A 26,273-nucleotide genomic window follows, 5' to 3' on the forward strand; every position below is an offset into this window, starting at 1 on the left:
TGCTCGGTTAAGCCCAAAAACCTTAACCCGTGTAGGTTGGGTTGAGGAACGAAACCCAACATTTGGGGGGCTTTGTTGGGTTTCGCAGAGCCTCAACCCAACCTACGATTTCCTTAACCGAGCAGTATTGGAACTCACCTTAACTGAGCCTGGGTAATTTTTCCTGCTTCTTAATAAACATCTCCAAAAAAGATGTAGAGACGTAGCATTGCTACGTCTAATCCAGGGTTCTGGGCAACGCATAATTAATTTCTACTCCTATGTCTAATGTGAACTTTTGTATTGTTTAGGGAAAATTATCCTTTTGAGTTTGAAGAGCAAATAGTAGCAGTTCATAAATTTTTGCTTAACAGAGGTGGTTTCTAGATTCGTATGGATCTGCTAAATTTTATGACAACTAACCTCAAACTTTCATGCAATAAGAATTGCAACGAGTAATAACTTTACCAAGAGAAAATTTATCATGAGTAATGGTTCATCAACACATCCCATAGAAACAACAGGTCGTTATTTGGTTCTTCTGCCCGAAGGAGGAGCAAGTTCTGGAATCAGAGCATTAACTGACTCAACGGGGGTCAGAGATATTGACGATTCTGCCCTTAGTAATATAGGGGTTGCCATAGTTACACTAGATCCAAATCAATTACAGTCTCTTAATGCTGCTGTAGCTGGTCCACAGCCTATATTAGCTGTCGAACCAGAACAGATTATGTATGCGATCGGAAGCATTGTAATTAACGGAGATACCGCTAACTATCTTCAAGGTTACAAAGAGGGTGTAACCAATCTAGTAAATAGTTTGAGTAATGGTGCAGTTACGCCAGGAAAAGAACTTACCACTTCTGCATTTTCCGATGGTGCTACAACCTGGGGACTACAAGCAACTAAAGTTGTCAGTAGTCGCTATACTGGTTCAGGTATTAAAATTGCAGTTCTTGATACAGGTCTAGATTTAACCCACCCTGATTTTGCTGGTCGCACTATTACCAGTGAATCTTTTATCCCAGGGGAAACAGTTCAAGATTTATACGGTCACGGAACTCACTGTATTGGAACTTCTTGTGGACTTTTAAATCCACCTGACCCATCTTCTCCTATGCGTTATGGCATTGCTTATAATGCAGAAATATTTGTCGGTAAAGTTTTGAGTAACGAAGGTTCAGGGGCTGATGGAGGTATTTTAACTGGTATTGATCGGGCAATTAGTAATGGTTGTCAAATTATCTCAATGTCTTTAGGTGCGCCTACCCGTCCTAGAGATACTTACTCGCAGATTTATGAGGCTGTTGCAAAACGCGCCCTCAGTCGAGGCACTTTAATTATTGCTGCTGCGGGAAATGAGAGTAGTAGACCTGGTTTTGCTAATCCCGTAGGTCGTCCCGCTAATTGTCCCTCAATCTTAGCTGTAGCTGCTGTAGACAACCAATTACAAATTGCTTCTTTCTCCAACAGTTCAATTAATCCTGATGGCGGAGGGATTGATATTGCAGGACCAGGTGTAAATGTTTATTCTACTTGGTCAACAGATCCAATGACAGTTCGACCACCTAATGGTTTAGGACCATCAAGATATATCGCAATTAATGGTACTAGCATGGCAACGCCTCACGTAGCGGGAATTGCAGCCCTCTATGCAGAAGCAACTGGAAAAACTGGATTTGAATTATGGGCTTTGTTGATGCAAAATGCTCAAAGATTAGCTCTACCTTCAGTTGACGTGGGAATTGGTTTGGTTCAAGCACCCGTTTAACATAACGTAAGTTAGGCTAGATTCAATTCTGACTTTTCACGGTATGTGGATTCATGTCATTTTTGGGGTTTCCCAAGCCGTGATTTTTCCATTAGCTATCTTCATTAACTCAATGCTATTGAGAATTAAGCTGTAGAAAAATCACGGTTTTTTGGGCTTGAGAACTGACAGTGAAAAGTCAGATTGAATCTTGCTAGGATAGTAAGTAGGTAGATATAAAAAAGACAAAAATCAGCCCATCTTTTATCGGAGTTAAGACAAGTTGAATTATAATTCTTGGAAACTCTTGGGTAGTAAAAAGTTGGCGATATTATGTTTAGCTGTAACTATTTACTTATCAAGCGATCTATCTACCCAAAATTCACTCTTCATTCGAGGTACTAAGATGTCCCAAATTCAAGTAACTGTATCTGTTGACAATGCTCATTTATCTCAAATCCAGCAAATTTCCCAGCAATTGCAGTCATCTGGGATGAATGTGGAGCAAACTTTATCGAGTATTGGCGTTATAAATGGTTCAATTGAATCAGATCGGCTTAATAGTATTTCTCAGATTGAGGGAGTACAAAACGTTGAATCTCAACAAAGTTACCAATTAGCTCCTCCCAACTCTGATATTCAATAATTTCATACTCAATATTATTGTATGGGATTGTAAGTGGGTCGGTGTAAATATTTGTAGTTGAGATAAGGCAGTCGTAGGGTGGATATGGTACTTACTTAAGCAAAAGTTGCTGCTCAGAGCGGTCTCTCAACTTATGGGAGCGCATCCGCAAAATCAGGTCGAGTCGCTTGAAAAATGTTGCAGAGCAAGCATCAGATGAGAAGGTGAAAACTGCATAGTAGCGACTGTCTTAAAAGTCAAGCGATGTCGGTCGAGACTATAGAACCTTAGGAGAATAGTGCTTATACCTCATTTATATAATGGGGTACAACTATTTATTTTTTACTATTTGAGAAACTATAATGCTTTCAGGAAAAATTTGGATCGTAACTTTGGCAAAAATCTTCTGAAGGTTTTACTAATAAATCCTTTTTATCATTGATAGGTTCGGTACGATAGCTTGGTTGATTTAATCGATTAGTTATATTCAATGTCTCCAAGCCTTCATTGCCAACTTCTTTAATTGTATGAACAGTATTCGATGGAAAAAATAAGGTTTTACCTGGTCTGAGGTCTATATCAATCGGCTGCTTACTATCATTACAAATAAAAGAAAAGATCCCTGAACCGCTGACAATAACAATCACTGTATCAACTGGGTGAGAATGATATTCTAAAGGAGCTTGATTATCCTGTTTTGGCGGAGGATCGTACACTAAACGCGCTGAGACATGATTCTCATCACCAAATAAATGTTGGGAAATAGACAATGGCTGTTCATGACGACCGTGTTCTGTAATCAATTTATCAAAAGATAGATGCCAAATATCGAGACAAAAAGAACCAGGGTCATGATAGCACATCACACAACCCTCTTCACTTTTCCATATATTTTTAACATATAATGAGAAATTTTCCGGAGAAATATTGTGAGAAAAAATATCTTTAATAAAGGTTTCCAAATTCATTTAACTAAAATCAATGAAATATTCAGTTATTTACGATAAAATCATGGTCTAGTCAGTTCTTTTTTTCTTCTAATGCATTTGTGGACAATCGAAATGCGTTCTGATGGCTTATTTATAGGTACTTGAAAAACAACTGCAAATGCTTCATTTGCAGTAAGATGATCGCCTTTTTCTCTCTTGAGGTCGTAGTAGACACGTCTCCATCCACTGTCACTCATATGTATTCCTATGTTATGAGTACCCCATTCCGTGCCTCCTCCACATATAACAAAGACTTTACTATTTATACGAAATTTTCCAAACAAAGCGTAATCAACATCATTTTTGGGATGAGAAGTAGAATCAAGTAATACTGAGTTAGATATCCACCGTGTTTCATCTACAAGCTGTTTATAATTGTCAAAAAACCCAGCTTTTATTAAAATTTCTGACAAGTTGTTATTCTTGTCTAAATTTTGGCTAATTGAGAAATATCTTTCAGTAGATTGGTTGACGAATTGAATGACATTATTTGAAAGACCTATAAGTATATAAGTTTTAATTCCATCATCATCATTAAGTTTTATCTCTTCATCCCACTTTATTTGAGGAACAGGAAGACCAAGTCTCGAGAAAGCTGACACGAAGGATGAAGCAGCAGTAACATCATTTTTTATAGCTGCATTACTAGAGAGCCTCCAAACTAGATTCTGTGCCTGCTGCTTTAAAGTATTGCCAGCTTGCTGTGAGTTATTTTGGTTAAGAACAAACGCTGGAATAATAATTGCTATAGAGCCATTGCCATTAGTTTTATCATCACAACCAAAAAGTCTCAAAAAACTACGTTGATTGGAACGCTTTTCTATTTTTTCTGTAACTAATTCAATAATTTGAACAAGACTAGTTGCCAACATGGAGGTAGATATGCTTATGCCGATGAGAAATAATAAGTTATTTTGCTCTCCTTTAGTGATAATGATAGTTGCTATCAGTACTAACAATGAAGCTATTAACAAAAATATAGTGATAGAGAATTGTATATTCCGAGCTAATAAATCCAGCATAAACTCAATTCCTCAGTGTAATGGAGTTTTATATAATAAATATAATACTGTTTACTCCGCCAACTTGTCTGCCGTTAACTGCTAAATAGGCTTCATCTGCTCCAGTATTGTCTTCAGTGGTCTGACAATATAGAGAAATTAGTCTTAAGCGTGGCATAAATGTAACCTTGAAAAACTACATTTCTAGATACGCAAACAAGCCACGCTATTTCGGAGTAATTTTAGTACCCTCAGGGGTACTTTCAGAATTTACGAAATTACATCAAGCAGACTCTATATAACTATTATTTGCTAAACTGCTGGGCATAAAATCGCGCATAGCGATGCTCTAGCATTAATAATTCTTCGTGAGTACCAGATTCGACAATTTGCCCGCGTTCCAGAACTAAAATGCGATCGCATCTTCTCACCGTAGATAACCGATGAGCAATAATAAATACAGTCCGATCTGCCATTAATCTTTCCAGTGCTTCTTGTACCAAAGCTTCTGATTCTGAATCTAGTGCAGATGTCGCTTCATCTAAAATCAAAATTCTCGGATTTCGCAGAACAGCACGAGCGATCGCTATTCTTTGTCTTTGTCCACCAGATAAATTCACGCCCCTTTCACCTACCCAAGTATCATAACCTGAAGGTAGTTGCTTAATAAATTGATGCGCGTTAGCAATTTTCGCTGCTTCTTCCACAGCTTTCATCTCAAAAGCATCTTGTCCGAAAGCGATATTTTGGGCAATTGTGCCGGAAAACATGATAGTTTCTTGAGGAACTATAGCAATTTGACGCCGCAAACTATCTAGCGTCACATCACGAATATCAACACCATCAATTAAGATTTCACCAGCTTCGGGATCGTAAAAACGGGGTAAAAGATTCACAAAAGTAGTTTTACCGGCACCAGAAGCACCAACTAAAGCGATCGCCTCTCCTGGTAGTGCTAACAAACTGATATCATTAATTACAGGTTCGCCTTTTTTGTAAGCAAAGGAAACATGAGAATATTCGACCTTACCGCTGACATCAGGTAGAGCGATCGCATTTAATTTTTCTTCTACCGTTGGTTGAATTGCCAATAACTCAAAAACCCTGTCTACAGAAGCTTCACCCTGTTTAAATTCGTTGTAATTATTGGTAACATGACCAATCGGATCAATTAATAAAGCGCCTGCCGTTAAAAAAGCGACAAACTTATCAACCGTCAAATTACCAGTAGCAATTTGCCAACCACCGACGAAAAGTAAAATTAAAATACTAACAGCTTCTAAAAATCCGATGATGGGTATCTGAATTGCTTTGAGACGTTCTGCTGAATACTTGGCTTTCATCGTGCGATCGGCTTCTCGACTAAAGCGGGCAACTTCGTACTTCTCGGCTGCAAAGGCTTGAATAATCCGAATTCCGCTGAAAACCTCAGTTAAAATTGCCGATAAATCAGATACATGACTTTGACTTTTCAGCGAATATATACGCAAACGTTCGCCAAACCACCCAATTAAAACGCCCATTAACGGCGCAACTATAATAATAGCTAAAGTTAATTGCCAATTTAACCAAATCATGTATATCGGAATTGCCACCAACTGCAAAATGCAGGGGATAAAGTCGTGAAAGAGTTTATGGACAACTTCCCCAACTCGGTCAACATCTTCGGTCAATCGATAAGATAAGTCACCTGTTTTTGCAGTTTCAAAATAGCTGAGATTCAGCTTTTGTAAGTGAGTGTAGATATATTTGCGAAGATTAAAAGCGACTCTCAGAGCGGCTTTTGCCATGTAGATATCTTGCACAGACTGAAAAAACCCTCTGACAAGAAATACTGCTGCCAGCATAGCAATTTCCAGAGCGATCGCAGATAAATTTCTCCCACCAAAGACACTTGCAAATTGACGCGCCAGCGTAATCAGAGCTAAAGTTGCTAATACATATCCGAAGATGCCAATAAAACCCTTGACAATGTTGTGCCATTGGGGTTGAATGTACGGTAAAAGTTGCCAGTAATTAGAGCGCGTTTTCAAACTGTCACATCCACACAAATACTTTCTTTGTTTGACGCTATCAGCTTTTATGTAGTTTCACAAATCCAAAGTTCTCATAATCATCTTTAAACGCAGAGGAACACAGAGGTAAGCGCAGAGTGAGGCAGAGTTTTTCTGATAAATTTTCGTCATCAACTTAGAGAATATCATCTTAGTCCGCGCAGGCGGACTTCGTTTGTGTAGTCGCGACTTCAGTCGTCGGGTACTCTATTACTGTTGCAGGTTCTGATTCAATATCATCAACTTTATGAAATCCCCCGGCAAGCCAACTGTCAGCGACATCTTTAATAAAACTGGCTAAGGGTATAGCGATTAATAAACCTAATAATCCGCCTAATTTAGCACCTAACAATAAAGAAATTACCACCCACACGGGATTTAAACCAGTCAAATTACCCAAAATGCGGGGCGCAATGAAGTTAGAATTTACTTGGTCGATCGCTACAGCAACACCTAAAACTTCTACCCCTAACCAAAAATTTTGCAACGCTACCAAAAGACTGACTATACTGATACCGATTCCCGTACCAAAGGGAAACAAAGAGAAAAAGCCAATTACAATTCCAAAAAGTAAGGCTAAGGGAACTTGCAAAGCTAAAAAAACCAGAGTAATTACTACTCCCAGTACAGCGCCCAAGGTAGCCTGACCGATAAAATAATTGTGAAAATCTTCGCGCAGTAATTGCCGTACTGGTGTGCCAATGCGAGATGGTATCCATTGATAAAGTCCATCCCAAAGGCGATCGCCATTGTACACTAGATAGATAGTCAGCACTACCGCCAGTAGCCCGTTGGCAAGAATATTGATCGTATCTACAGCAAAGCCAAGAATTTGACCTGTAAAAGTTTGAAGTTGGCTAGATAATCGCTCAAGTAGTTGGTTAACTAAACCACTTAAATTAAACGGTAGGTGCTGTTGATTTAATGCCCAATCTTGAAAAGCTTGGAGTTGTTGGGTTCCAGAATCAATCCAACTGGGCAAAATGTTAGCTAGTTCGTTGAGTTGTCCGAGAATTCGGGGAACTAAGGTGATACCCAAAGCTCCTAAAATCACCACACTCAAGAGCAAAACTACTACAATAGCCAAGTTGCGTTTTACTCTTTGCCGCTGTAAAAACTGAATTGGATAATCCAAAACAAAAGCTAGCAAAATTGCAGCAAGAAAAACGCTTACCAAAGGTTGAAAATATTTTACAACCTGGATGAAGAGCCAACCGTTAAGAATGGCAAGGGGAAATGCCAATCCTAAACTTAACCATCGTGGCAGTTTGTTTGCTGTTTGCATGATTGGGGAATTGATAATAGTTAGTGGTTGGTTGTTAGTGGTTAGTTGTTGGTTGTTAGTGGTTGGTTGTTAGTGGTTGGTTGTTAGTGGTTGGTTGTTAGTGGTTGGTTGTTAGTGGTTGGTTGTTAGTGGTTGGTTGTTAGTGGTTAGTGGTTAGTTGTTGGTTGATGGTTGATGGTTGATGGTTGTTGGTTGATGGTTGATGGTTGTTAGTGGTTGGTTGTTAGTGGTTAGTTGTTGGTTGATGGTTGATGGTTGATGGTTGATGGTTGATGGTTGATGGTTGATGGTTGTTGGTTGATGGTTGATGGTTGTTAGTGGTTGGTTGATGGTTGTAAAAAAGAACTACTATCGACTAACCACCAACCACTAACCACCAACCACTAACAACTATCCACTAACCACTATCCATTAACCATTTTGATAAAATCCAGCATAATTCGTTGAGGTATTATTCCTAGAGGTCGGACTTCGAGTGCGATCGCACTATAACAACTTCCCTGTAGAATATCTTCTGGTGTCAATAATCCCATATCCCAGCCTTCATTTAGAACCAGTTGATTGAATTCTACTTCTAGAGGTGCATAAAAGACATGGCGGACTGCCCTTTCATCCGGATAACAGCCAAAGTAAGCAAATGTTGGTGGTAAATTATAGCCGATTTCTTCTAAAACTTCTCGCTTTACTGCTATATCTGGAGTTTCTCCAGCTTCCATGTGTCCACCAAACAATGCCCATTGACCAGGATGGGGAATATTGGGGATGTTGTCTCGCAATTGCATAAGAAACTTGTCTTTTTGGTAGAGAATAGCGATCGCTACTTGTACCTGTTGATTAATCATAAAATTTGAAGTAACTATAATTACTCTTCCTCTAAATAAATTTCCCCAAACTCTTTGCCCGCTAAAGGGATACTTTGGTAATTAACTTTACCCTTAACTACCACTTGCTGTCCCTCTTTCCAACCAGTTTGATTGGTTAAAACCCAGATTTTGCCAGTTGAGTCATTAATTTGATAAACCTGCTGCTTGATCAGAGGAACTGATGAGTTGACCTTACCTTGGATGTAAACGGTGGCTTTCTCTTGCTGTGGTTTCAGTTCCCGAATCGGGGTAACATTGACACCAATACTAAAGTTAACGCCGTTCAGTCCAGACTGCTCGGAGTAACCACAGCTAGTTAAAGCAGATAAGCATACAAATGTCAACCCCCAGCAGTAGTAAAAACTAATTTTTTTTGTTTGTTGCATCACAGCTATGTGTTGAGGGAATTATGGAAAGAGAAACTGCCAAACTTATCGATGGTAAAGCGGTAGCAGCAAAAATTCAGACAGAACTTTCTGCTGTTATTACAAAATTACAACCCCAAATTGGGCGTCCACCAGGTTTAGCAGTGCTGATGGTTGGTGATAACCCAGCTTCTGCGGCTTATGTACGCGGCAAAGAACGGGCTTGCGCTAAAGTGGGAATTGCCTCTTTTGGTCAGCATTTTCCGACCGAAACCACCCAAGCCGAACTAGAGTCGGTTATTGCTGCGTTAAACTCTGATGAACGAGTGGATGGCATTCTTGTACAACTTCCTTTACCAGATCATTTGGATGCTGCCACTTTACTACATCAAATTGATCCCGACAAAGACGCCGACGGATTGCATCCGCTTAATTTGGGACGACTAGTGCGGGGAGAACCTGGTTTACGCAGTTGCACTCCATATGGAGTTATGCGGCTGTTGCAGGAATATGAAATTTCTTTGAAGGGAAAACAAGCGGTGGTGGTGGGACGTAGTATTTTGGTGGGTAAACCAATGGCTTTGATGCTTTTAGAAGCTGATGCGACAGTCACCATCGCTCATTCGCGATCGCACGACTTAAAAGCGATCGCCTCAAATGCTGATATCCTCATTACAGCAGTAGGTCGTCCTAATCTGATCGACGCGCAAATGATCAAACCGGGCGCTGTTGTGGTAGATGTGGGAATGAATCGTATCACCGATGAAAGTGGTAATAGCCGCTTAGTTGGCGATGTCAACTTTGACTCAACCAAAAATGTGGCAGGATTTATCACTCCTGTTCCTGGTGGTGTCGGTCCGATGACAGTCGCTATATTGTTGCAAAATACAGTTTATAGCTATTCCATGAAGAAGGAAGGGTAAAGGGGAAAGGGGAAAGGGGAAAGGGGAAAGGTAGGAGTTGTTTGAAATTAGTCGATTGGTCTTGAATTGCTTCTTCCCTTTCCCCTTTTTTCCTTTCCCCATCCCAAATAAATTATGAGTTATAAATTTTTAATTCTTAACTCTTAACTCCTAACTCTTTTAGCTCCAAATACCCGTAAAATTGTGACTTATATGACAAAAGTTAAAAAATGTAAGGAATTTAAGGATGGTAGCAGCGCATAACCTTCACAAAACTCCTGAGTCAGCTAAGTTTGACCTATTAGCTTATCTAAAAGAGCGGCAAAAGCTCTGTGAAACTGCTCTCGATAACGCAATTCCCATACGTTACCCAGAGACAATTTATGAATCAATGCGCTACTCGCTGTTAGCAGGAGGCAAGCGTCTGCGTCCCATTCTTTGCCTTGCTACCTGTGAAATGACTGGTGGAACAATCGAAATGGCAATGCCAACGGCTTGTGCTTTAGAGATAATTCACACTATGTCGTTGATTCATGACGACCTGCCGGCGATGGATAATGATGATTATCGGCGCGGCAAGCTGACAAATCACAAAGTCTATGGCGAAGATATTGCGATTTTGGCTGGAGATGGCTTGTTAGCTTTAGCCTTTGAACATGTCGCCACTAACACCCAGAATGTGCCAACAGAGCGAGTATTGCAAGTAATTGCTCGTTTGGGGCGTGCGCTGGGAGCAGCTGGCTTAGTCGGCGGTCAAGTGGTCGATTTAGAATCGGAAGGAAAGCCGGACATTTCACTAGAAACGCTGAATTTCATTCATAATCACAAAACAGCCGCTCTTTTAGAAGCTTGTGTTGCTTGTGGCGGAGTTTTGTCTGGGGTTTCGTCTGAAGATTTGCAACGTCTGTCTCGTTATGCTCAAAATATTGGGCTAGCATTTCAGATTATTGATGATATTTTGGATATCACTTCGACGCGGGAGCAATTGGGCAAATCCGCTGGTAAAGACCAACAAGCCAACAAAGTCACTTATCCTAAGCTTTGGGGGTTAGAGGAATCGCGTACTAAGGCTCAAGAGCTAATTGAAGCAGCTTGTGTGGAATTAGATTCATTTGGCGATCAAGCAAAACCGCTAATAGCGATCGCCCAATATATCATCAATCGCGATCGCTAACCCAACCCCAGAGGATGATTAAAACGCGCTTACGGGATATTTGGGATAATGATATGACAAAAAGTGCCGCCCTTTGCGCGATCGCTCTGCGTCTTATATCGTAGACGCAGGGCAACTTGCAAGAATGGCATCCAATTTATTGCAAAATGCCGACGTTTTAGAGTGGGTTGGATTAAAGTATTTCCCTAAATAACAACCCCTGCTAATATTGACTAACAAAGCTTAAAATACCATGCAGGACATAGGCGACATCTTAAACAACCGGGTGCTGCTAGTTGCCCTTATTGCTTGTTTAATTGCCCAAACATTAAAGCTCATAATTGAACTAGTCAAAAATCGTAAAGTTAATGTTAGTGTTTTAGTCACCACTGGAGGAATGCCCAGCGCTCATTCCACTTTAGTTACAGCTTTAGCAACCGGTGTCGGGCAAACTCTGGGTTGGGCATCTCCAGAGTTTGCACTCGCTGTAGTTTTTGCCATCATCGTCATGTACGATGCAGCAGGTGTTCGTCAAGCTGCCGGTAAGCAAGCTCGTATTCTCAATCAAATGATTGACGAATTGTTTCGCGAACATCCAGAATTTAACGAAGACCGTCTCAAAGAATTACTAGGACACACACCTGTTCAGGTGATAGTCGGTTCAGCTTTGGGTATAACCATTTCTTGGTTAGCTAGGTTTGCTTATTAGTTAGTTATTAGTGGATAGTGGATAGTGGATAGTGGATAGCGGTTCTTTTTTACAACCAACAACTAACTACCAACTACCAACTACCAACTACCAACCACTAACCACTAACAACCAACAACCAACAACCAACAACTATAATCGCACAACTGAACGCAGTAGCAACACCTTTCGGCTGTCTACCAAATAGGTGGAAAAACCGCGTTCGTTCAGCTTTTGCAATGTGTTGTATGCTTCCTTTTGGTTAGTGGTGTAAACTGCTAGCAAGTAAGGGCGTTGTCCATAAGAAACAAAACCCACGTCACCTTCTACGATTTGTTGCAGTTGAGTAGCCACTTCTGGACGGTTGAAATAATCCACTAAGATGGCATAACCCATTCCTAGTGATTGAGGATTATAGCTTGCTACTTGAGAACGAGGCTGCTGCGCGTTTGCCGGTCGAGTTGTAATGATAGCAGACAAGCCGACAATACCGTTGACATACTTTGCCCAACGATTGGCATCGTCAATCTTGTTAAACCCACCAATGCGAGTTACTGTTTCGTTGAGATACCTACAGGTAGTGGTTTTTATTTCAGTGGGCAAAGTGCGACGCAACTGAGTTTGATTATCTTGTGTGGGGCTGACTACCAATAAAAGATACTCACCCGCAGTTGGTGGTTGACAAACGGGAATGTTTTTTTGAGCGGTGACTGAGGTGATCTTCGCAGCAATCAAACTGGCGATCGCTAACACCACAGCACTTGATAAAGTCGTAAATCTACGCATCATTTGAGACATAATTAATTTTTCTAAATTTTTTCAAAACATTTCCTCAAAATATGTTTTATTCCTTTTTTGGGGCAAGTATCAAACCTGCCCCTATGTAGGCATTAGAGGGGGAGCGATCGCAACTGCGGGCTAAATTATATCAGGAAACGTTGGCAAATGATGCCACAGCTTCAGGAATCGTCTCAGAAGGTGACTGAAATTCCCCTGTAATCACATACTCCAATCGCAGTTTTAACCAGGTAATAAATTGGGAATTTGTCGAAATAATTGCTGCGGCTGGTTGGGGACACTTTGCCTTGATTTCAGCCATTTCCGGTGCTTCTAGAAAAGCTGGTTGCTCAACTAACCAAAAATCAATTTCTTGTTCTTGTTCGTGGTAGTAGCGAGTGCGTTCTTTGAGAACTTCGGCGATTGGTTCTTCTTGTACGAGAAAGCGTTCACTTGCCAAAACGTAATAATATGTTTGCATGTTCATTATGAGCGTTGCTAATGAATAATCATAAGGGTACAGGTCAACCACTGTACCCCTATCTATTAATTAAACTTAAATTAAGTAAGTCAGGACTTACGCAAAAATTCTCTCAAACTCTTATTCCTCTGTTTCCTCTGCGCTCTCTGCGGTTCGTTTTTTGGTCTTTTTGCGTAAGTCCTATAAGTAAACGAAATTAAACCTCAAATATTCTCCCCTCTTCGTAGTGAGCGTTTTACGGCTCATCGAGTCGGGATTTTAACGGCTAAAGCCTTTACTACGTTAAAGAGCCTTTATTTATGCCCATGCTCGTTCTGAAGGGACAACGACTCCCTTGGGGTTCATTAATCGCACTTTTTCCTTTCCAGTTCCAAAGTCGCTTGATGATACCCAAAAATGTTGGTTTATCTTGCCCGGTAGCCGTATTTCCACCTGCTGTCAGCTTATCTAAAAACAAGGTGTTATCGAAATAGTGTTCCAAGGAAATTATCTTCAAATCATCCGTGACGCGGGCAATACTCATACCGATAATTTCCACCGTTTCCCCAGTAGGTGTAAAATCTTTGTATTGACCCTTAAAATGTCCCCAATGCCGCCATTTAAATGTGACGTTTGGTGGTCCAGAAAAAACTTCTAGTACTTCCCAAGGAAATCCTTGAGGAAATGTTGTGTGGAATATTTTGCCAGACGATTCAAAGTCTTCTTCAGAAGCTTTATAATGTTCTGAATCAGCCATAAATAAATTGTAAGTACCAGCAACTCCTAATTCTGCTGCTGTGTATTCTACTCCACCATTAGTACTGACGCGAAACTTCTCATTCACAACCGACAACCATTGTTGAGGGTTGCTTTTGAATGATACCTCCATTTCAAAAGTTCTCACCAAGTTCTGCACGATCGCTTCTAATGAACCCTCAGGGTGATTGCATATACTTTCTTTCGCGAGATTCTCCTTTGACCGAGTATAATCTGGTGGTGTTTGGTAACGCCACTCTGCATCAGTGCTTTGTGCAATTACTTTATCTCTGCCTTGTACCCAAAGCGGAAGGCTGTTAGATTGTGTTGCGCTCATAAAAGTCTTAGTTTGTTGATTTGACTCTTTGTGTGGATTTCGCAGCAACATCCCCTCTAATGTCGTCTTTACAAATTCCCTCGCATGGCTTGTTTCATCTCGCGGACTGCTCTTTCTATACCAACTAAAGCTGCCCGACTGATGATAGTATGACCAATATTCAACTCTTCCATGCCTGGAAGACAAGCCACAGGATAAACATTCCAGTAAGTGAGTCCATGACCTGCATTGACGCGCAATCCTGAAGCGATCGCTTGCTCACAACCCGACGCTAACAAAGCTAATTCTTGCTTGCGACTTGTTTCATCTTTAGCTTCAGCATACTGCCCGGTGTGCAGTTCAATAAATTTTGCTTGCACCTTGACAGAAGCTTCAATTTGTGCACGCTCGGCATCAATAAAGAGACTAACTGGGATAGCAGCGCTTTGCAACTTATCAACTATCTCACCTATTCTAGCAATTTGACCGACGATATCAAGACCGCCTTCGGTAGTGACTTCCTGGCGTTTTTCGGGTACTAAAGTTACATAATCGGGTTTGATATCGAGAGCGATCGCTAACATTTCTTCAGTAGCTGCCATTTCTAGATTTAAATGCGATCGCACAGTTTGTCGCAAAAGACGCACATCCCTATCTTGAATATGTCGCCTATCTTCCCGCAAGTGTACAGTAATACCATCAGCACCAGCTAATTCTGCCAGCACCGCAGCTGCTACCGGATCTGGTTCCACCGTTTGCCGTGCTTGCCGAATAGTAGCAATGTGGTCAATATTTACGCCGAGTGTAAGCACCCTAATTACTCCCCTTTGCATCCTCAGGACTTGATTTTACCCCAAATGTTGATTGCAAAGCGAGTTATGCCATGTCCGTTTAATTAATAAAAACCTACCTACCGCCGTAGAGACGTTCCGGCGGAACGTCTTTACATTGTAAATAATTTACCAGAGATGATATTATCCGTCAAAGTGGATCTAGTGACAAGTGTAAAAATCGAAATAGATATACAAAGTTGTAGAGGATGAATAGATGAAACGGCAAGTAATTATTTATCCAGGAGAAGATGGTTTTTGGGTAGCTGAATGTCCTAGTTTACCTGCTTGTATCAGCCAAGGAAAGACGAAGCAAGAAGTTATTGCCAACATTAAAGAAGCCATTGAATTATACATTGAAATCTTAAAAGAAGAAGGTCGCCCGATTCCAGAAGATCGCTTAGAAACAGTTTTAGTCGATGTATGAGCAAGTTGCTAATAATTTCTGGTCAGGATTGCATCAAAGCATTAATAAAAGCTGGTTTCTGCGACTTGCGACAACGTGGAAGCCACATTATTTTACGTCGGGATGAACCATTTGCTGAAGTTGTTGTACCAAATCATCAAGAATTGGACAAAGGAACATTACGGGCAATTATTCGACAGATTGGGTTAAGTGTAGATGAGTTTATCGAATTGCTGTGATTGAAGGAATATTTTCTAATTTATGATTTGCAAAGAGCATATTCAAAGGTGAATCAACATTTTGCAAAAGCCCTCAGGGTATAAGCCTGGGGCTAAATAAACAAAGCCTGCCTTTGCAGGCTATAAGTATTCTAGCCTGCAAAGGCAGGCTTTGTCCGTATAGCGATACCCTTCTAGGGTATTGCGGCTTTCATTGGGATGCTTATGTTCCACATTGCTTAATTGCAAAGCCAACATTGTTTTCTACCTTAATTCCACAAGAAGAAGATAAATCACCATTATTACTGCGATTTCCTTCAATCAAATTATCAGAACCACCCTTACTCGCTCTAGCTAAAATTCCATTACTTAACGTGTTATTTTCTATCTTGACATTATCCATTCTATTTTTGCTTCCATTCGTATCAGCATCAACATAAATAGCTGGAGTATTGGTAATATTAGTTAAGATTTTGTTTCCCGCAATCAACACATTCTTGACTTGGGGAACTTTGTAAATACCGATATAGGAATTACCCGTATTATTGCTAATTTTTACGCCATTAACGCTAGTTCCTCCACAACATTCTTGAATCAGAATACCTTCTCCATCAATACTTTCATAGTTACCACCCGATATTTTATGACGGTAAACTTCATAATCATTGCCGTCAATGGTGACATTCCAACCAGACCAATCAATCGCACGATTTTCAAAAGTAGCAGCATTTTGAGGTTGTTTTGTCCCAGTGGGATCTACCCAAACTTGCTTATTTTTTTCATCTTTGATTTGATTATTTCTAATTATCAAACCATCTCCAGTTGCATGAATAGCAACTCGCATAGTGTGATAAACCCAATTGTCCTGAATTACTAAACCTTTGCGAAAGAAGTTCGCAAAGCGATTTGGATCGTTAGGTAATTCTTTAGGTGAACTGAAGCGATTTAGGGAAATGCCGTAATGGTCTGTATAGTTAAACTTAGCTTTTTCACCTTCTGGATATGTAACTGTTGAATTTCCCCGGAGTTGTTTGATTATATAATTTGGTTGGTTAAAATTATCAGTTACCGCATCATTAAGCCGATTGTTACTAATTAAAACATTAGCAAAAGCTTGAATTTGTATATTAGCGGCAAACATGTGAGAAAATCGCTGCCAAGGATTCTGAAATGATTCGGGAACGCGAGGTTCTGGAGTAGCTACGTTATTACTTCTAACTCCAAAGATGATAATATTTTGGTTAGTATTTTTATCAGAATATTCGGGTGACGAAAAATCAATTGCGGCTCGATTAATATCTACATTAACTACACCGATATTGGTATCTTTATTTAAGTTGGTTGTGAGGATTTTTTTAAAAGCTGTATTATTCGCTGTACCGCTACCATAAAAGCTCGGTTTATACTGCGGAAAAACTAACTTTGTAGATGGATTATATGAACTAGATTTAGCATCATTTTGTGTCGGTGTATCTCCACGGATAACCACACCATCTTTTAAATAAATGTTATCTGCAAAGTTGTAAGTTCCACTAGGGAAATAGACAACACCACCACCGTTAGCAGATGCAGCATCGCGTGCAGCATTAAAGCTAGCATCTATGCTGGAAGCTGGAAAATCTTTAATGTTATAAACGCAATTCCATTTAATATTGTTAGTCCAAGGAAAAGCATTATCTTTATACTTTGCCGCAATGGGATTGTCTTGAGGTGCATTGGTAGGACTGCCACATTTTGACGATTGAGTGATGGTTTGAGAATTAACAGTTTGATTAGGGAAAATTTGAGAATTACAGCTATTGATAAAAATGATGATTGCAGCAGTTAATATAAATTGGCAAAATATTTGTAATTTTTGCCGTGCTTGTCGGATGATGGCGATGTAGTTAAAGTTTATGTTGAGTTTCGGCAACCTTAGTTTTTCCTTATACAAAGTTTCCAGAACTTAAATTTACCGGAAATGCTGGTTGTGGAGTGAGAACCTAATAACTTAAATTTCCATCTTGATTTGAAATTCCTCTAATTTTAATACTTGATACAATTGGGCTGAATGAGCCATCAATTTTACGACAAATTGCTGATAGCTTATCTCCACTGATAGAAATGTCTTTACAAGTATGTTGGTAAGTACTTTCACTAAAAGGGTTGCTATTATATTTTAACTCACCATCATTATTTTCGATTCCCAAAATCCGAATTGATGTTGGGTTGTATGAGCCATTGATTTTACGACAAGTTGCTAATAGCTTATCTCCCTCAATAGAAATGTTTTGACATGTTAATTGGTAAGTACTACTATCTATAGATAATCGAGATTCCTCTACAGGGTTAACGATCGCTTGTTCCTCAACCTTACCCAAATGCGGCTTCTTTTTCATAATTGGGATAGAGTCACCAGAAACCCCAGCAAACTGAATCGCATTGCAAGCAATGTTAAAAGCAAACTCTATGCGCGAATAAGTATCGTATCGTGGATCGTAAGCTACTAAAGCATCGTAAAAGCCAACGGCAAATTCCAACGCGGCTTTATCGCCGATCGCAGCATTCATGCCAATGACATAATCAATATGTTGAGCGATCGCCAAAGCTTGTTCTTCACTATAACAAGCATTCAATACCACACACTCTACTTGCTTGGCGAACTGCCCGAAAAGCCCAGCGAGTGCTTCTCCTGTAACTAACTTTTCTTTGCCGGTTTCATCCTCAAATGATAATCCTGTACTTCCCGCACCATGTCCCGAAAAATGGATGATGTTTGGTCTAAAATCTAACACCGCACGACGCACATCCCTTGGACGTACCGCCCATTCTTGTTGCAAAATAAATTTATCACGTTGTTGCGAAAGCCGCAAACCTTCTTTAATGTCGCGCACTTCCTCATCCAAACGCAAACGTGATGTCTGTTTCGGATTCGCTGCCAGAATTAAGATTTTCTTCGCCGGAGTCTCGCTATTCATTTTCTCGCGCCCGTAGAATCTCTGTTTTAATTATGCAGTAACTACAAACAGCATTTAAATTTTCCGGAAACTATGTTAATCAATTTTTCCGGCTAACTCAAAGCACCAGTATAAAAACGCAAAGTAAAGCAGCCGCATTTAGTACAATATTGCATAAATTAATGACGAAAATTTATCACAAAAACTCTGCGTCACTCTGCGCTTCCCTCCGCGTTCCTTTGCGTTAAAAAACGCGCTCGTTCTTATGCGCTCGCCGCACTTAGTAACCAGATAAAATACTTTCAGCAAGCCCTGTCCAGATTATGATAGAAATTTCAGGCTTGATAGGAAAGGCGATAATCCCTCATGACTACCGAAAACAATCTAGCCATTGTGGACTGGGAATCCCATAAGCCACCTACAGATTTAATTTTTGATGATGGTGAACCCTTGGAATCAAATAGACACCGTATTGCGATGAATGTCCTAATTCGGTCATTGCAGCAATCTTGGGCTGACCGCAATGATTATTTTACGGGGGGCAATATGTTTATTTACTACAGCAGCACCCAGGTTCGTAACCGTGATTTCCGGGGTCCAGACTTTTTTGCTGTCCTCAATGTTGACGGCAACAACTCTAGACAAGGCTGGGTAGTGTGGGAAGAAAATGGTCGTTATCCCGATGTAATTGTGGAATTAATGTCACCATCTACCGCAGCAATAGACAAGGGTATTAAGAAAGACCTTTACGAACAAACTTTTCATACCTCAGATTATTTTGTCTACGATCCCTTTGACCCTAATTCTTTGCAAGGATGGCATTTAGATGATAATCAACAATACCAGTCTTTGACCCCAAATGAGCGGAGTTGGCTATGGTGTAGACGTTTAGGTTTCTGGTTGGGGACTTGGGAAGGAACGATAGATAGAGAAACAGCGGTATGGTTGCGGTTTTACGATGTGGCTGGCAATCTGGTTTTGTTACCAGAGGAGGCAGCAGTCGCACAAGCGGATGCAGCAGTCGCACAAGCGGATGCAGCAGTTGCACAAGTGGATGCAGCAGTTGCACAAGCGGAGGCAGCAGTTGCACGAGAGGAGGAAGCAAATGCACGAGCCGAACGTTTAGCAGCTAGATTAAGAGAGTTGGGGGAAAATCCAGATGTGTTGTGAAGGATTTTTGATTTGTTTACAGCAATTTTCGGGTAAATAGATCGCAGGTGGAGACGTTACATATAACGTCAGAAAAAGTAAGGAAAGAAGGCTTTGACTCTCTCAAGTCTATTCTAAGGGATAGGGGGTGTCAGGTAGTACATCCAAGGCGGATAACTCCACTATTTAAGCGTGTCCATGCGCTCCTGTAGGGTTGCTTAAAGCCAAAAAAGCATACGTCTGACTATATTTGACTATGGTTTTTGGAACTATTCTCGCTCCCGTCAACTCCTTGTAAGAGCAAATATTTACTTAATACATATGCCATATCCCCGCGTGTCATCGGTTTTAATGGGGCTATATTACCTTGTGGGTCTGTGTTGACGAATCCTTCACTAATGACAGTGGCGATCGCCTTTTTTGCCCAATCAGGAATAGTAAGCGCGTCTGGATGCGAAGCAAGAATTTCATTTACTGTATCGTCGGGAAACTGAAACACACCATACGCTTGGGCAAAAATCGCTAAAGCTTCTGCTCTTGTGACTTTTTGGTTGGGGAAAAACAAATTTCCACGATAACCTTTCATAATGTCAGTTTTTAAGACTATTTGAATATCATTAAATGCTGGATTTGACGGTGCTACATCGGGAACTACTAAATTCGGTTTACTAATAGCCTGTCTTTTATCTAGTCGAAAAGCTTTCACCATAATTGAAGCTAATTCGGCACGACTAATTAATCTTTCTGTATAAAATTTTCCGTCGCTAAAGTTGGTCATTAACTTTGCTGCAAGCACCATCTGAATTGAATCGGATGGTATAGCAATTTGCGCGTTAACACGCAGCGGAAAATATTGTATTGCTACTATCGTAATCGTACTTAGTAGCTTCTGCATGATTTTAACCATTTTTTTCAATGCAAATGCGGTACTTTGATTAACATCAATGGGTAAAGGGGAAAGGCACGGAGAATAAAGAGCGGCTGTAATTACTCATAATATTTTCTTCCGCCTTTCCCCCCTCTTCAAAAAGCCCCCTTCCCCCTCTTTTTCATCTTGTCTGTTATTTGGCAGGACTGTAACGGGGATGACAGTCTTTCAAAGGCTAACGAAACATACTACTTACAGAGGTATCTTCGTGAATTCTCCAGATGGTTTCTCCGAGTAGATTAGCCACTGAAAGCACGACAAGTTGTTCAAAGCGATCGCTATTCGGAATCGGAATTGTATTTGTAACGATCACTTCCTCAAACACACCACTGGATAGCCGCTCAATTGCAGGTGGAGAGAACACCGCATGAGTTGCACAAGCATAAACCTGACGCGCCCCCTCTTCACGCAATAACTGCGCCCCAGCCGCAATTGTGCCGCCAGTGTCGATCATGTCGTCTACCAACACCGCCGTTTTGCCCTTAACATCGCCAATAACGTTTAAAACTTCAGCGACATTATGAGCTTGACGGCGTTTGTCAATAATTGCTAAGGGGGCATCACCCAGTTTTTTCGCAAATGCTCTAGCCCGCGCTACACCGCCAACATCTGGCGAAACTACTACTAAGTCAGGTAGATTCTTACTTGCCAGATAATCTAGCAGTACTGGCGAACCGTAAACATGATCTAAGGGAATATCGAAATAGCCCTGAATTTGTGCCGAGTGCAAATCCATTGCCAAAACTCGGTTTGCACCAGCTTGGGTAATTAGGTTAGCAACCAGCTTGGCGGTAATTGACTCTCGTCCAGCGGTTTTGCGATCGGCGCGGGCATAGCCATAATAAGGAAGTACTGCCGTTACCTGTCGCGCTGAGGCACGACGACAGGCATCAATCATAATCAGCAATTCCATTAAGTGGTCGTTAACTGGTTGACACGATGGTTGGATTAAATAAACATCACAACCCCGAATCGATTCTTGGATTTGAACATAAAGTTCTCCATCCGCAAATCTTTTGCGAATCATTGGTCCCAAGTCCATGCCCAAATAACGAGCAACTTCTTGAGACAGGGGTACATTGGCAGAACCAGAGAACAGCCGTAGGCGATGATTTTCAGTCAGTGCTGTTGCTGCTGGTTGCACTTTTAAACTTGCAGAACTGAGTACAGCAGATCCTCTATGTGGATTCATGGCAATATTATGATCAGATATTTAGCAGATTTAACCGAGATAGTCATTAGAAAACATTTGTAGGTTTTTTTGAAGCTTTCATAAAAACTCTCAATATTCCTCCATAAAACGACCGCGTTGTCATTTTTGTTTGTCATTCTGGCAAATCAACCATAGACAGCTTAACTGACATTAAGTTTTTCAACTAGATGGATTATTTAGATATTTTTGCTTGAGGTAAAAAAAAACCAACTCCTTCGAGGTTGGTTCGGTAGAGCATTTACCTCTACCCACCTTATTTATAACTGAGCGCTAAGGATTTACAAATTAAGTGATATTTCAGTAGGCACTCGTTAAGTAGAAACACCTGTGAATAAAAATCTAAGGGGCAATTGAATATTCTATGATACTAGCGGCAAATTTATCAAATGGCAGATTTAATTTCAGCTTTTAAATCTAATTAAGTATAACTGGGCGAAATTAAATGTAAAATATTCTCCGCTCTTCGTAATGAGCGCTTTACCGCTCGTCGCTAAGAATTTTAACGGCTTTTAGCCGAGCTTTGCCGGAGGGTAGCCGTTACTACGTTAAGGAGCGTTTATTTATGCCATACGCTAGCGTAGAAAGTGAAAAATAAAGGATAAGGAACTAGGGACTAGGAACTAGGGACTAGGGACTAGGGACTAGGGACTAGGGACTGGGGGAACGTTCTTAAGCATGGGAAGCAGGGGGAAATATTTTTTCTTTCTCACCCTTTCCCCTTTTCTCCTCAACAAAATTGCCCCATACTCAATTAATCAATGATGCAACCACCCATTACTGTTGGTACTGTACTACAAAACCGTTATCGCATAATTCAAATTCTCGGTCAGGGGGGATTTGGCAGAACTTATTTGGCAGAAGACCAAAGGCGATTTAATGAACTTTGTGCGATCAAGGAATTAATTCCCACTGCCACGGGGACTGACGCTTGGGAGAAAGCACAAGAGCTTTTCGCCAGAGAAGCGGCAATTTTATACCAAATACAAAATCCGCAAATACCGCAATTTAGAGAAAGGTTTGAACAAGACCAGCGCTTATTTTTGGTGCAAGATTACGTAGCGGGTAAGACTTATCGTGCAATGCTAGATGAGCGTAAGGCTGTTGGTCAAACTTTCACAGAAGCGGAAGTTTTGTTTCTGATGCGTTCTTTGTTACCAGTGCTTGAGCATATTCACGATCGCGGAATTATTCACCGGGATATTTCACCGGAAAATATTATTTTGCGAGAAAGCGATCGCCTACCTGTTTTAATTGACTTTGGGGTCGTGAAAGAACTGGCAACTAAATTACAATCTTTAAATGTGTCAACGCCCGTTACCACTGTGGGAAAATTAGGCTACGCGCCCAGTGAGCAAATGCAAACAGGAAGGGCTTACCCCAGTAGTGATTTGTATGCGTTAGCAGTCACAGTGCTAGTTTTGCTGACGCTTAAAGAACCACAAGAACTATTTGATGAAAATCAACTAACTTGGAATTGGCAAAAGTTCGTAAAAGTCGATCCGCGATTTGCTCAAATATTAAATCGGATGTTGTGTCATTCACCAAGCGATCGCTTTGCTAGTGTTGCCGGTCTTACCCAAGCATTACAAGTTTTGGCGCAACCAAACCAGTCAAATCCGCCTTTGTCCAACATGCAAACAGTTGCTGTCGGTCGTCGTCCAGATCCAATCCCACCTGTCGCACCTAAAAGATTAGATCCAGTAATTCCCGATCCTCCGTCCAGCAGTTCTATTTTAGATAATCCCTTGGCGCTGGGTGCAATTGGCATTGCTGTAATTATCTTAGCAGGAGTGGGTTCTTGGGCAATAGTAAGTTCTATCCGCAGTCAACCAAAAACATTAGCACCAGAAACCCCACCACAAACTTTTCCTTCGCCGGTTATTACAGGTGGGACAACACCGACACCGATACCGACACTGACACCGACACCGACACCTAGCAATATTGAGCCTATTATTACTAAGAAACGCCTAACTTTTGTCACTCCAAATCAACAAAATCTTGATGGTACTATTAAAGCAAATGAAACAGTTGAATACAGCTTTTTTGGCAGAAAAGGTTCCAAATTAACTGCATCGCTTTCTCCAGAAAGTAAGAATGTTTTGCTAACAGTTTTATCTCCCAATCGAGAAATAATAGATAATTCGGCACAGCAAGTCACATCCTATGAGGGAATATTGCCTAGAAGGGGCAGATATGTTATTCAGTTAACTTCAGCGCAAGAAGCTCCAGAAAGCAATTATGTTCTTAATGTTGGATTAGAAAATTTAGAATCGACACCGACAATCACGCCAACATTAGAGCCGACATTTACGCCGACACCAGAGCCACCGACACCGCTACCGACAATTACGCCAACACTCGATCCAACGTTTCCACCACCTGTTAATAATTCGCCTACGCTTCCTTCTTTACAGCCACCGGAGTTTCCGTCTTCTCCTCAAGAAGAAAATAAAAATCCGCCTGTTGAGCAAACAAATCCTGTTCCTAATCCCACAAATTCTCCATAAGTTAAATGGGGCTATTTACTAATTTGATTAGTTTTATATGATTGATAGAGAAGAATTTGGAATAACGAACCTTACTAGGCGCAGAGAACGCAGAGGAAGAGAAACGAGAGAGTTTTTGGTATGATTTAGATATACTATTTTGTCGAAGTTAAATAGACATCTCCAATAATTAATTAGGGCTTGCTGAAACCCTTGTAGAAACGTTCGGACGGAACGTATTTACGTCTTTTCTGGAGATGTCTAATAGGGTAAATTAAGTGATAATCACCAATAGTTGTAAATGAATACATTACTAATTACGGGAACTGATACGGAAGCGGGGAAAACTGTTTTTACAACAGCGTTAGCAGCTTATTCGCAAAAATATTACCCGCTACGTCGCTTGGCAATTATGAAACCGATTCAATCTGGTGAAGGCGATCGCGAATGGTATGAAAGGCTGTTTTCGCTCTCGCAATCTTCAGAAGAAATTACACCTTTGTATTTTCAAGCACCTCTGGCACCACCGATTGCTGCTGCACGGGAAAATCGAGAAGTAGATTTGGGGTTGGTGTGGCAAACTTTGGAAAAAGTGCGATCGCGCCATGATATTGTTTTAATTGAAGCTTTGGGCGGATTAGGTTCACCCATCACTCCGGAGTTGACGGTAGCAGATTTAGCCGGGGAATGGCGTTTGCCGACGGTATTGATTGTACCTGTGAAATTGGGAGCGATCGCCCAAGCTGTAGCCAATGTAGCATTAGCTAGACAAACAAAAGTGAATCTGAAAGGGATTGTTCTTAACTGCGTCCAACCCCGCACTGATGCCGAAATCGCTGACTGGACACCACCAGATTTAATTCAATCACTCACTAATATCCGGGTTTTAGGTTGCTTACCTTATCTAGATCACCCAGATGATTTGGATAAACTTGCCCAAATCATATCAAATTTAGATTTAGCTGATATCTTGCAGTTTTGAAAATATCAAGTGCATCTATAACAATGGCAAAACCCGCAGATGTCGGTATCAAAAAACTAATTAGTCTTGCACCTGATAATTGGGTGCGATGGATAACAGAGATTCCAGATATTACGGCTTTGGAAATTCTTTCTGGTGAATTTCAATGGATCAGTAGAGAGAATGATGTATTAATTCGTGTTAATAGTCCTGAGCAGGGAGAATTTTTGGTAGTAAACGAATTGCAATTACGCTACAGCGCCAAAATGCCCCGTCGAATGCGTTCTTATGCAGCACTGGCAGAAGAAAAGTATGGTTTATCAACTTATCCGGTACTCATTAATATTCTACCAACAAATGATGAGACAATCCCTACTTCTTTTGCATCAAATGTTGCCGGATTACGAGCGATTCAAGATTATCGCGTGATTAATTTGTGGGAAGTGGACGTGAATATCGCTTTTCAACAATCGTTACCATCGCTACTTCCGTTTGTACCAATTCTTAAAGGAGGGGATGATGAATCAACTATTAGAGAAGCATTACAAATTTTGCGTGGGAATGAAGACTTAAATCAATTGGAGACGGTTTTAGCTTTTTTTGCTACTTTTGTGTTAGAGAGTGCGTTAGTTCAAGAAATCATGAGGTGGGATATGGCTGTGTTACGTGAATCACCCTGGTATCAAGAGATTTTACGTGAAGGAGAAGCGCGAGGAGAAGCGCGAGGAGAAGCACGAGGAGAAGCGCGAGGAGAAGCGCAGGGACGCCAAGAACAAATGCTTTCTAATATAGAAATGAGTTTGGAAGCTAAATTTGGTAGCGAGGGGTTGGAATTGATGCCTCAAATCTCTCAAATATCTAATTTAGAGCAACTGCAAGGGATTTTACGAAGTGTAGTTTTAGCAAAGACTGTTGAGGAATTGCGGCAAATTTTGTAATTTATTTTTACCCAAAAATCGCATTTTAGATAATAGACATAGCATTGGAAAACAATGTATAGACGCGTTAGCGAAGCGGGACGAAGTTCAATTTCGCGTCTATACAAGGATTTTAGATTAATTTATGATCTTAACCAAGCAGTATTGGCAACAATATTGACAAACTCTTCCAAATTGTGGAATGATACAGCCGTGCTGAGGGCAAGCGATCGCTAAAATAAGGAAAATAACCGATCGCCAGC

Annotated in this window: 26 protein-coding genes; 11 read left to right on the top strand and 15 right to left on the bottom strand. The window is 40.7% G+C overall.

Going from position 1 to position 26,273, the window contains the following annotated elements; genetic code table 11:
* The first annotated feature begins 463 nt into the window (after window positions 1–463).
* Together TOL9009_RS0126680 and TOL9009_RS0126685 are read left to right on the top strand one after the other, a co-directional pair.
* Entirely contained in the window at window positions 464–1,750 is a 1,287-nt protein-coding gene (locus TOL9009_RS0126680; protein WP_029636133.1) for a S8 family peptidase, read from the top strand.
* A 385-nt stretch (window positions 1,751–2,135) separates the two neighbouring features.
* Window positions 2,136–2,375: a hypothetical protein gene (locus TOL9009_RS0126685; protein WP_029636135.1), complete on the top strand. Its 240-nt coding sequence runs from the start codon at window positions 2,136–2,138 to the stop codon at window positions 2,373–2,375.
* Between the two features lie 347 nt (window positions 2,376–2,722).
* Here TOL9009_RS0126685 and TOL9009_RS0126690 read toward each other — a convergent pair whose 3' ends face one another.
* The 7 genes from TOL9009_RS0126690 to TOL9009_RS0126715 form a co-directional block, all read right to left on the bottom strand.
* Window positions 2,723–3,322: a cupin domain-containing protein gene (locus tag TOL9009_RS0126690; RefSeq protein WP_029636137.1), complete on the bottom strand. Its 600-nt coding sequence runs from the start codon at window positions 3,320–3,322 to the stop codon at window positions 2,723–2,725.
* A gap of 41 nt (window positions 3,323–3,363) precedes the next feature.
* On the bottom strand, window positions 3,364–4,365 hold the full coding sequence (locus tag TOL9009_RS0126695) for a hypothetical protein (protein ID WP_029636139.1): 1,002 nt from the start codon (window positions 4,363–4,365) through the stop codon (window positions 3,364–3,366).
* A gap of 28 nt (window positions 4,366–4,393) precedes the next feature.
* Entirely contained in the window at window positions 4,394–4,522 is a 129-nt protein-coding gene (locus tag TOL9009_RS49705; protein ID WP_260675947.1) for a hypothetical protein, read from the bottom strand.
* Between the two features lie 127 nt (window positions 4,523–4,649).
* Entirely contained in the window at window positions 4,650–6,377 is a 1,728-nt protein-coding gene (locus TOL9009_RS0126700; protein ID WP_029636141.1) for an ABC transporter ATP-binding protein, read from the bottom strand.
* A gap of 172 nt (window positions 6,378–6,549) precedes the next feature.
* Entirely contained in the window at window positions 6,550–7,683 is a 1,134-nt protein-coding gene (locus TOL9009_RS0126705; RefSeq protein WP_038296611.1) for an AI-2E family transporter, read from the bottom strand.
* A gap of 404 nt (window positions 7,684–8,087) precedes the next feature.
* Window positions 8,088–8,525, bottom strand: coding sequence for an NUDIX hydrolase (locus TOL9009_RS0126710; RefSeq protein WP_029636145.1), 438 nt, complete (start codon window positions 8,523–8,525; stop codon window positions 8,088–8,090).
* 20 nt (window positions 8,526–8,545) lie between these two features.
* Window positions 8,546–8,932, bottom strand: a complete 387-nt coding sequence (locus TOL9009_RS0126715; protein WP_029636147.1) for a hypothetical protein — start codon at window positions 8,930–8,932, stop codon at window positions 8,546–8,548.
* 23 nt (window positions 8,933–8,955) lie between these two features.
* On the opposite strand from TOL9009_RS0126715, the gene folD reads away from it, so the two are divergent.
* From folD to TOL9009_RS0126730, 3 genes are all read left to right on the top strand, one after another.
* Complete coding sequence (gene folD, locus TOL9009_RS0126720; protein WP_029636149.1) at window positions 8,956–9,834, top strand: bifunctional methylenetetrahydrofolate dehydrogenase/methenyltetrahydrofolate cyclohydrolase FolD; 879 nt, start codon at window positions 8,956–8,958, stop codon at window positions 9,832–9,834.
* Between the two features lie 226 nt (window positions 9,835–10,060).
* On the top strand, window positions 10,061–10,987 hold the full coding sequence (crtE, locus tag TOL9009_RS0126725) for a geranylgeranyl diphosphate synthase CrtE (RefSeq protein ID WP_029636151.1): 927 nt from the start codon (window positions 10,061–10,063) through the stop codon (window positions 10,985–10,987).
* A gap of 232 nt (window positions 10,988–11,219) precedes the next feature.
* Window positions 11,220–11,675: a divergent PAP2 family protein gene (locus TOL9009_RS0126730; protein ID WP_029636153.1), complete on the top strand. Its 456-nt coding sequence runs from the start codon at window positions 11,220–11,222 to the stop codon at window positions 11,673–11,675.
* Between the two features lie 132 nt (window positions 11,676–11,807).
* Here the strand turns inward: TOL9009_RS0126730 and TOL9009_RS0126735 are convergent, their stop codons facing one another.
* The 4 genes from TOL9009_RS0126735 to TOL9009_RS0126750 form a co-directional block, all read right to left on the bottom strand.
* Window positions 11,808–12,452: a hypothetical protein gene (locus TOL9009_RS0126735; protein ID WP_038296613.1), complete on the bottom strand. Its 645-nt coding sequence runs from the start codon at window positions 12,450–12,452 to the stop codon at window positions 11,808–11,810.
* Between the two features lie 130 nt (window positions 12,453–12,582).
* Window positions 12,583–12,912: an MgPME-cyclase complex family protein gene (locus TOL9009_RS0126740; RefSeq protein WP_029636157.1), complete on the bottom strand. Its 330-nt coding sequence runs from the start codon at window positions 12,910–12,912 to the stop codon at window positions 12,583–12,585.
* 277 nt (window positions 12,913–13,189) lie between these two features.
* Window positions 13,190–13,984: a SnoaL-like polyketide cyclase gene (locus TOL9009_RS40595; RefSeq protein WP_084763387.1), complete on the bottom strand. Its 795-nt coding sequence runs from the start codon at window positions 13,982–13,984 to the stop codon at window positions 13,190–13,192.
* 68 nt (window positions 13,985–14,052) lie between these two features.
* On the bottom strand, window positions 14,053–14,775 hold the full coding sequence (locus TOL9009_RS0126750; RefSeq protein WP_029636159.1) for a pyridoxine 5'-phosphate synthase: 723 nt from the start codon (window positions 14,773–14,775) through the stop codon (window positions 14,053–14,055).
* 235 nt (window positions 14,776–15,010) lie between these two features.
* On the opposite strand from TOL9009_RS0126750, the gene TOL9009_RS0126755 reads away from it, so the two are divergent.
* Window positions 15,011–15,220 carry a type II toxin-antitoxin system HicB family antitoxin gene (locus TOL9009_RS0126755; protein WP_029636161.1) on the top strand — a complete coding sequence of 70 codons (210 nt, stop codon included), beginning with the start codon at window positions 15,011–15,013 and terminating at the stop codon, window positions 15,218–15,220.
* The gene (locus tag TOL9009_RS0126760; protein ID WP_029636163.1) at window positions 15,217–15,438 is read left to right on the top strand and encodes a type II toxin-antitoxin system HicA family toxin; all 222 of its coding nucleotides are present in this window, start codon (window positions 15,217–15,219) and stop codon (window positions 15,436–15,438) included. The genes TOL9009_RS0126755 and TOL9009_RS0126760 overlap by 4 nt, the downstream gene beginning before the upstream one ends.
* A 202-nt stretch (window positions 15,439–15,640) precedes the next feature.
* Here the strand turns inward: TOL9009_RS0126760 and TOL9009_RS40600 are convergent, their stop codons facing one another.
* A complete protein-coding gene (locus tag TOL9009_RS40600; protein WP_051503038.1) occupies window positions 15,641–17,329 on the bottom strand; it encodes a glycosyl hydrolase family 28-related protein in 1,689 nt (562 codons plus the stop codon).
* Window positions 17,330–17,399: 70 nt separating this feature from the next.
* Complete coding sequence (locus tag TOL9009_RS42690; protein WP_063628707.1) at window positions 17,400–18,374, bottom strand: CVNH domain-containing protein; 975 nt, start codon at window positions 18,372–18,374, stop codon at window positions 17,400–17,402.
* Window positions 18,375–18,719: 345 nt separating this feature from the next.
* Between TOL9009_RS42690 and TOL9009_RS0126775 the strand changes: the two genes are divergently transcribed.
* Window positions 18,720–19,523: a Uma2 family endonuclease gene (locus TOL9009_RS0126775; protein ID WP_029636165.1), complete on the top strand. Its 804-nt coding sequence runs from the start codon at window positions 18,720–18,722 to the stop codon at window positions 19,521–19,523.
* A 223-nt stretch (window positions 19,524–19,746) separates the two neighbouring features.
* Here TOL9009_RS0126775 and TOL9009_RS40610 read toward each other — a convergent pair whose 3' ends face one another.
* Both TOL9009_RS40610 and TOL9009_RS0126785 read right to left on the bottom strand, forming a co-directional pair.
* The gene (locus tag TOL9009_RS40610; RefSeq protein WP_051503135.1) at window positions 19,747–20,397 is read right to left on the bottom strand and encodes an S-layer homology domain-containing protein; all 651 of its coding nucleotides are present in this window, start codon (window positions 20,395–20,397) and stop codon (window positions 19,747–19,749) included.
* Between the two features lie 208 nt (window positions 20,398–20,605).
* The gene (locus TOL9009_RS0126785) at window positions 20,606–21,622 is read right to left on the bottom strand and encodes a ribose-phosphate pyrophosphokinase (protein WP_029636167.1); all 1,017 of its coding nucleotides are present in this window, start codon (window positions 21,620–21,622) and stop codon (window positions 20,606–20,608) included.
* Window positions 21,623–22,404: 782 nt separating this feature from the next.
* Between TOL9009_RS0126785 and TOL9009_RS0126790 the strand changes: the two genes are divergently transcribed.
* From TOL9009_RS0126790 to TOL9009_RS0126800, 3 genes are all read left to right on the top strand, one after another.
* A complete protein-coding gene (locus tag TOL9009_RS0126790; protein ID WP_051503136.1) occupies window positions 22,405–24,153 on the top strand; it encodes a serine/threonine-protein kinase in 1,749 nt (582 codons plus the stop codon).
* Window positions 24,154–24,433: 280 nt separating this feature from the next.
* Window positions 24,434–25,114: a dethiobiotin synthase gene (gene bioD / locus TOL9009_RS0126795; RefSeq protein ID WP_029636170.1), complete on the top strand. Its 681-nt coding sequence runs from the start codon at window positions 24,434–24,436 to the stop codon at window positions 25,112–25,114.
* A gap of 23 nt (window positions 25,115–25,137) precedes the next feature.
* Window positions 25,138–26,031, top strand: coding sequence for an RpnC/YadD family protein (locus tag TOL9009_RS0126800; protein WP_029636171.1), 894 nt, complete (start codon window positions 25,138–25,140; stop codon window positions 26,029–26,031).
* The last annotated feature ends 242 nt before the right edge of the window (window positions 26,032–26,273 follow it).

Source organism: [Scytonema hofmanni] UTEX 2349 (genome assembly GCF_000582685.1).
Taxonomy (GTDB): domain Bacteria; phylum Cyanobacteriota; class Cyanobacteriia; order Cyanobacteriales; family Nostocaceae; genus Hassallia; species Hassallia hofmanni.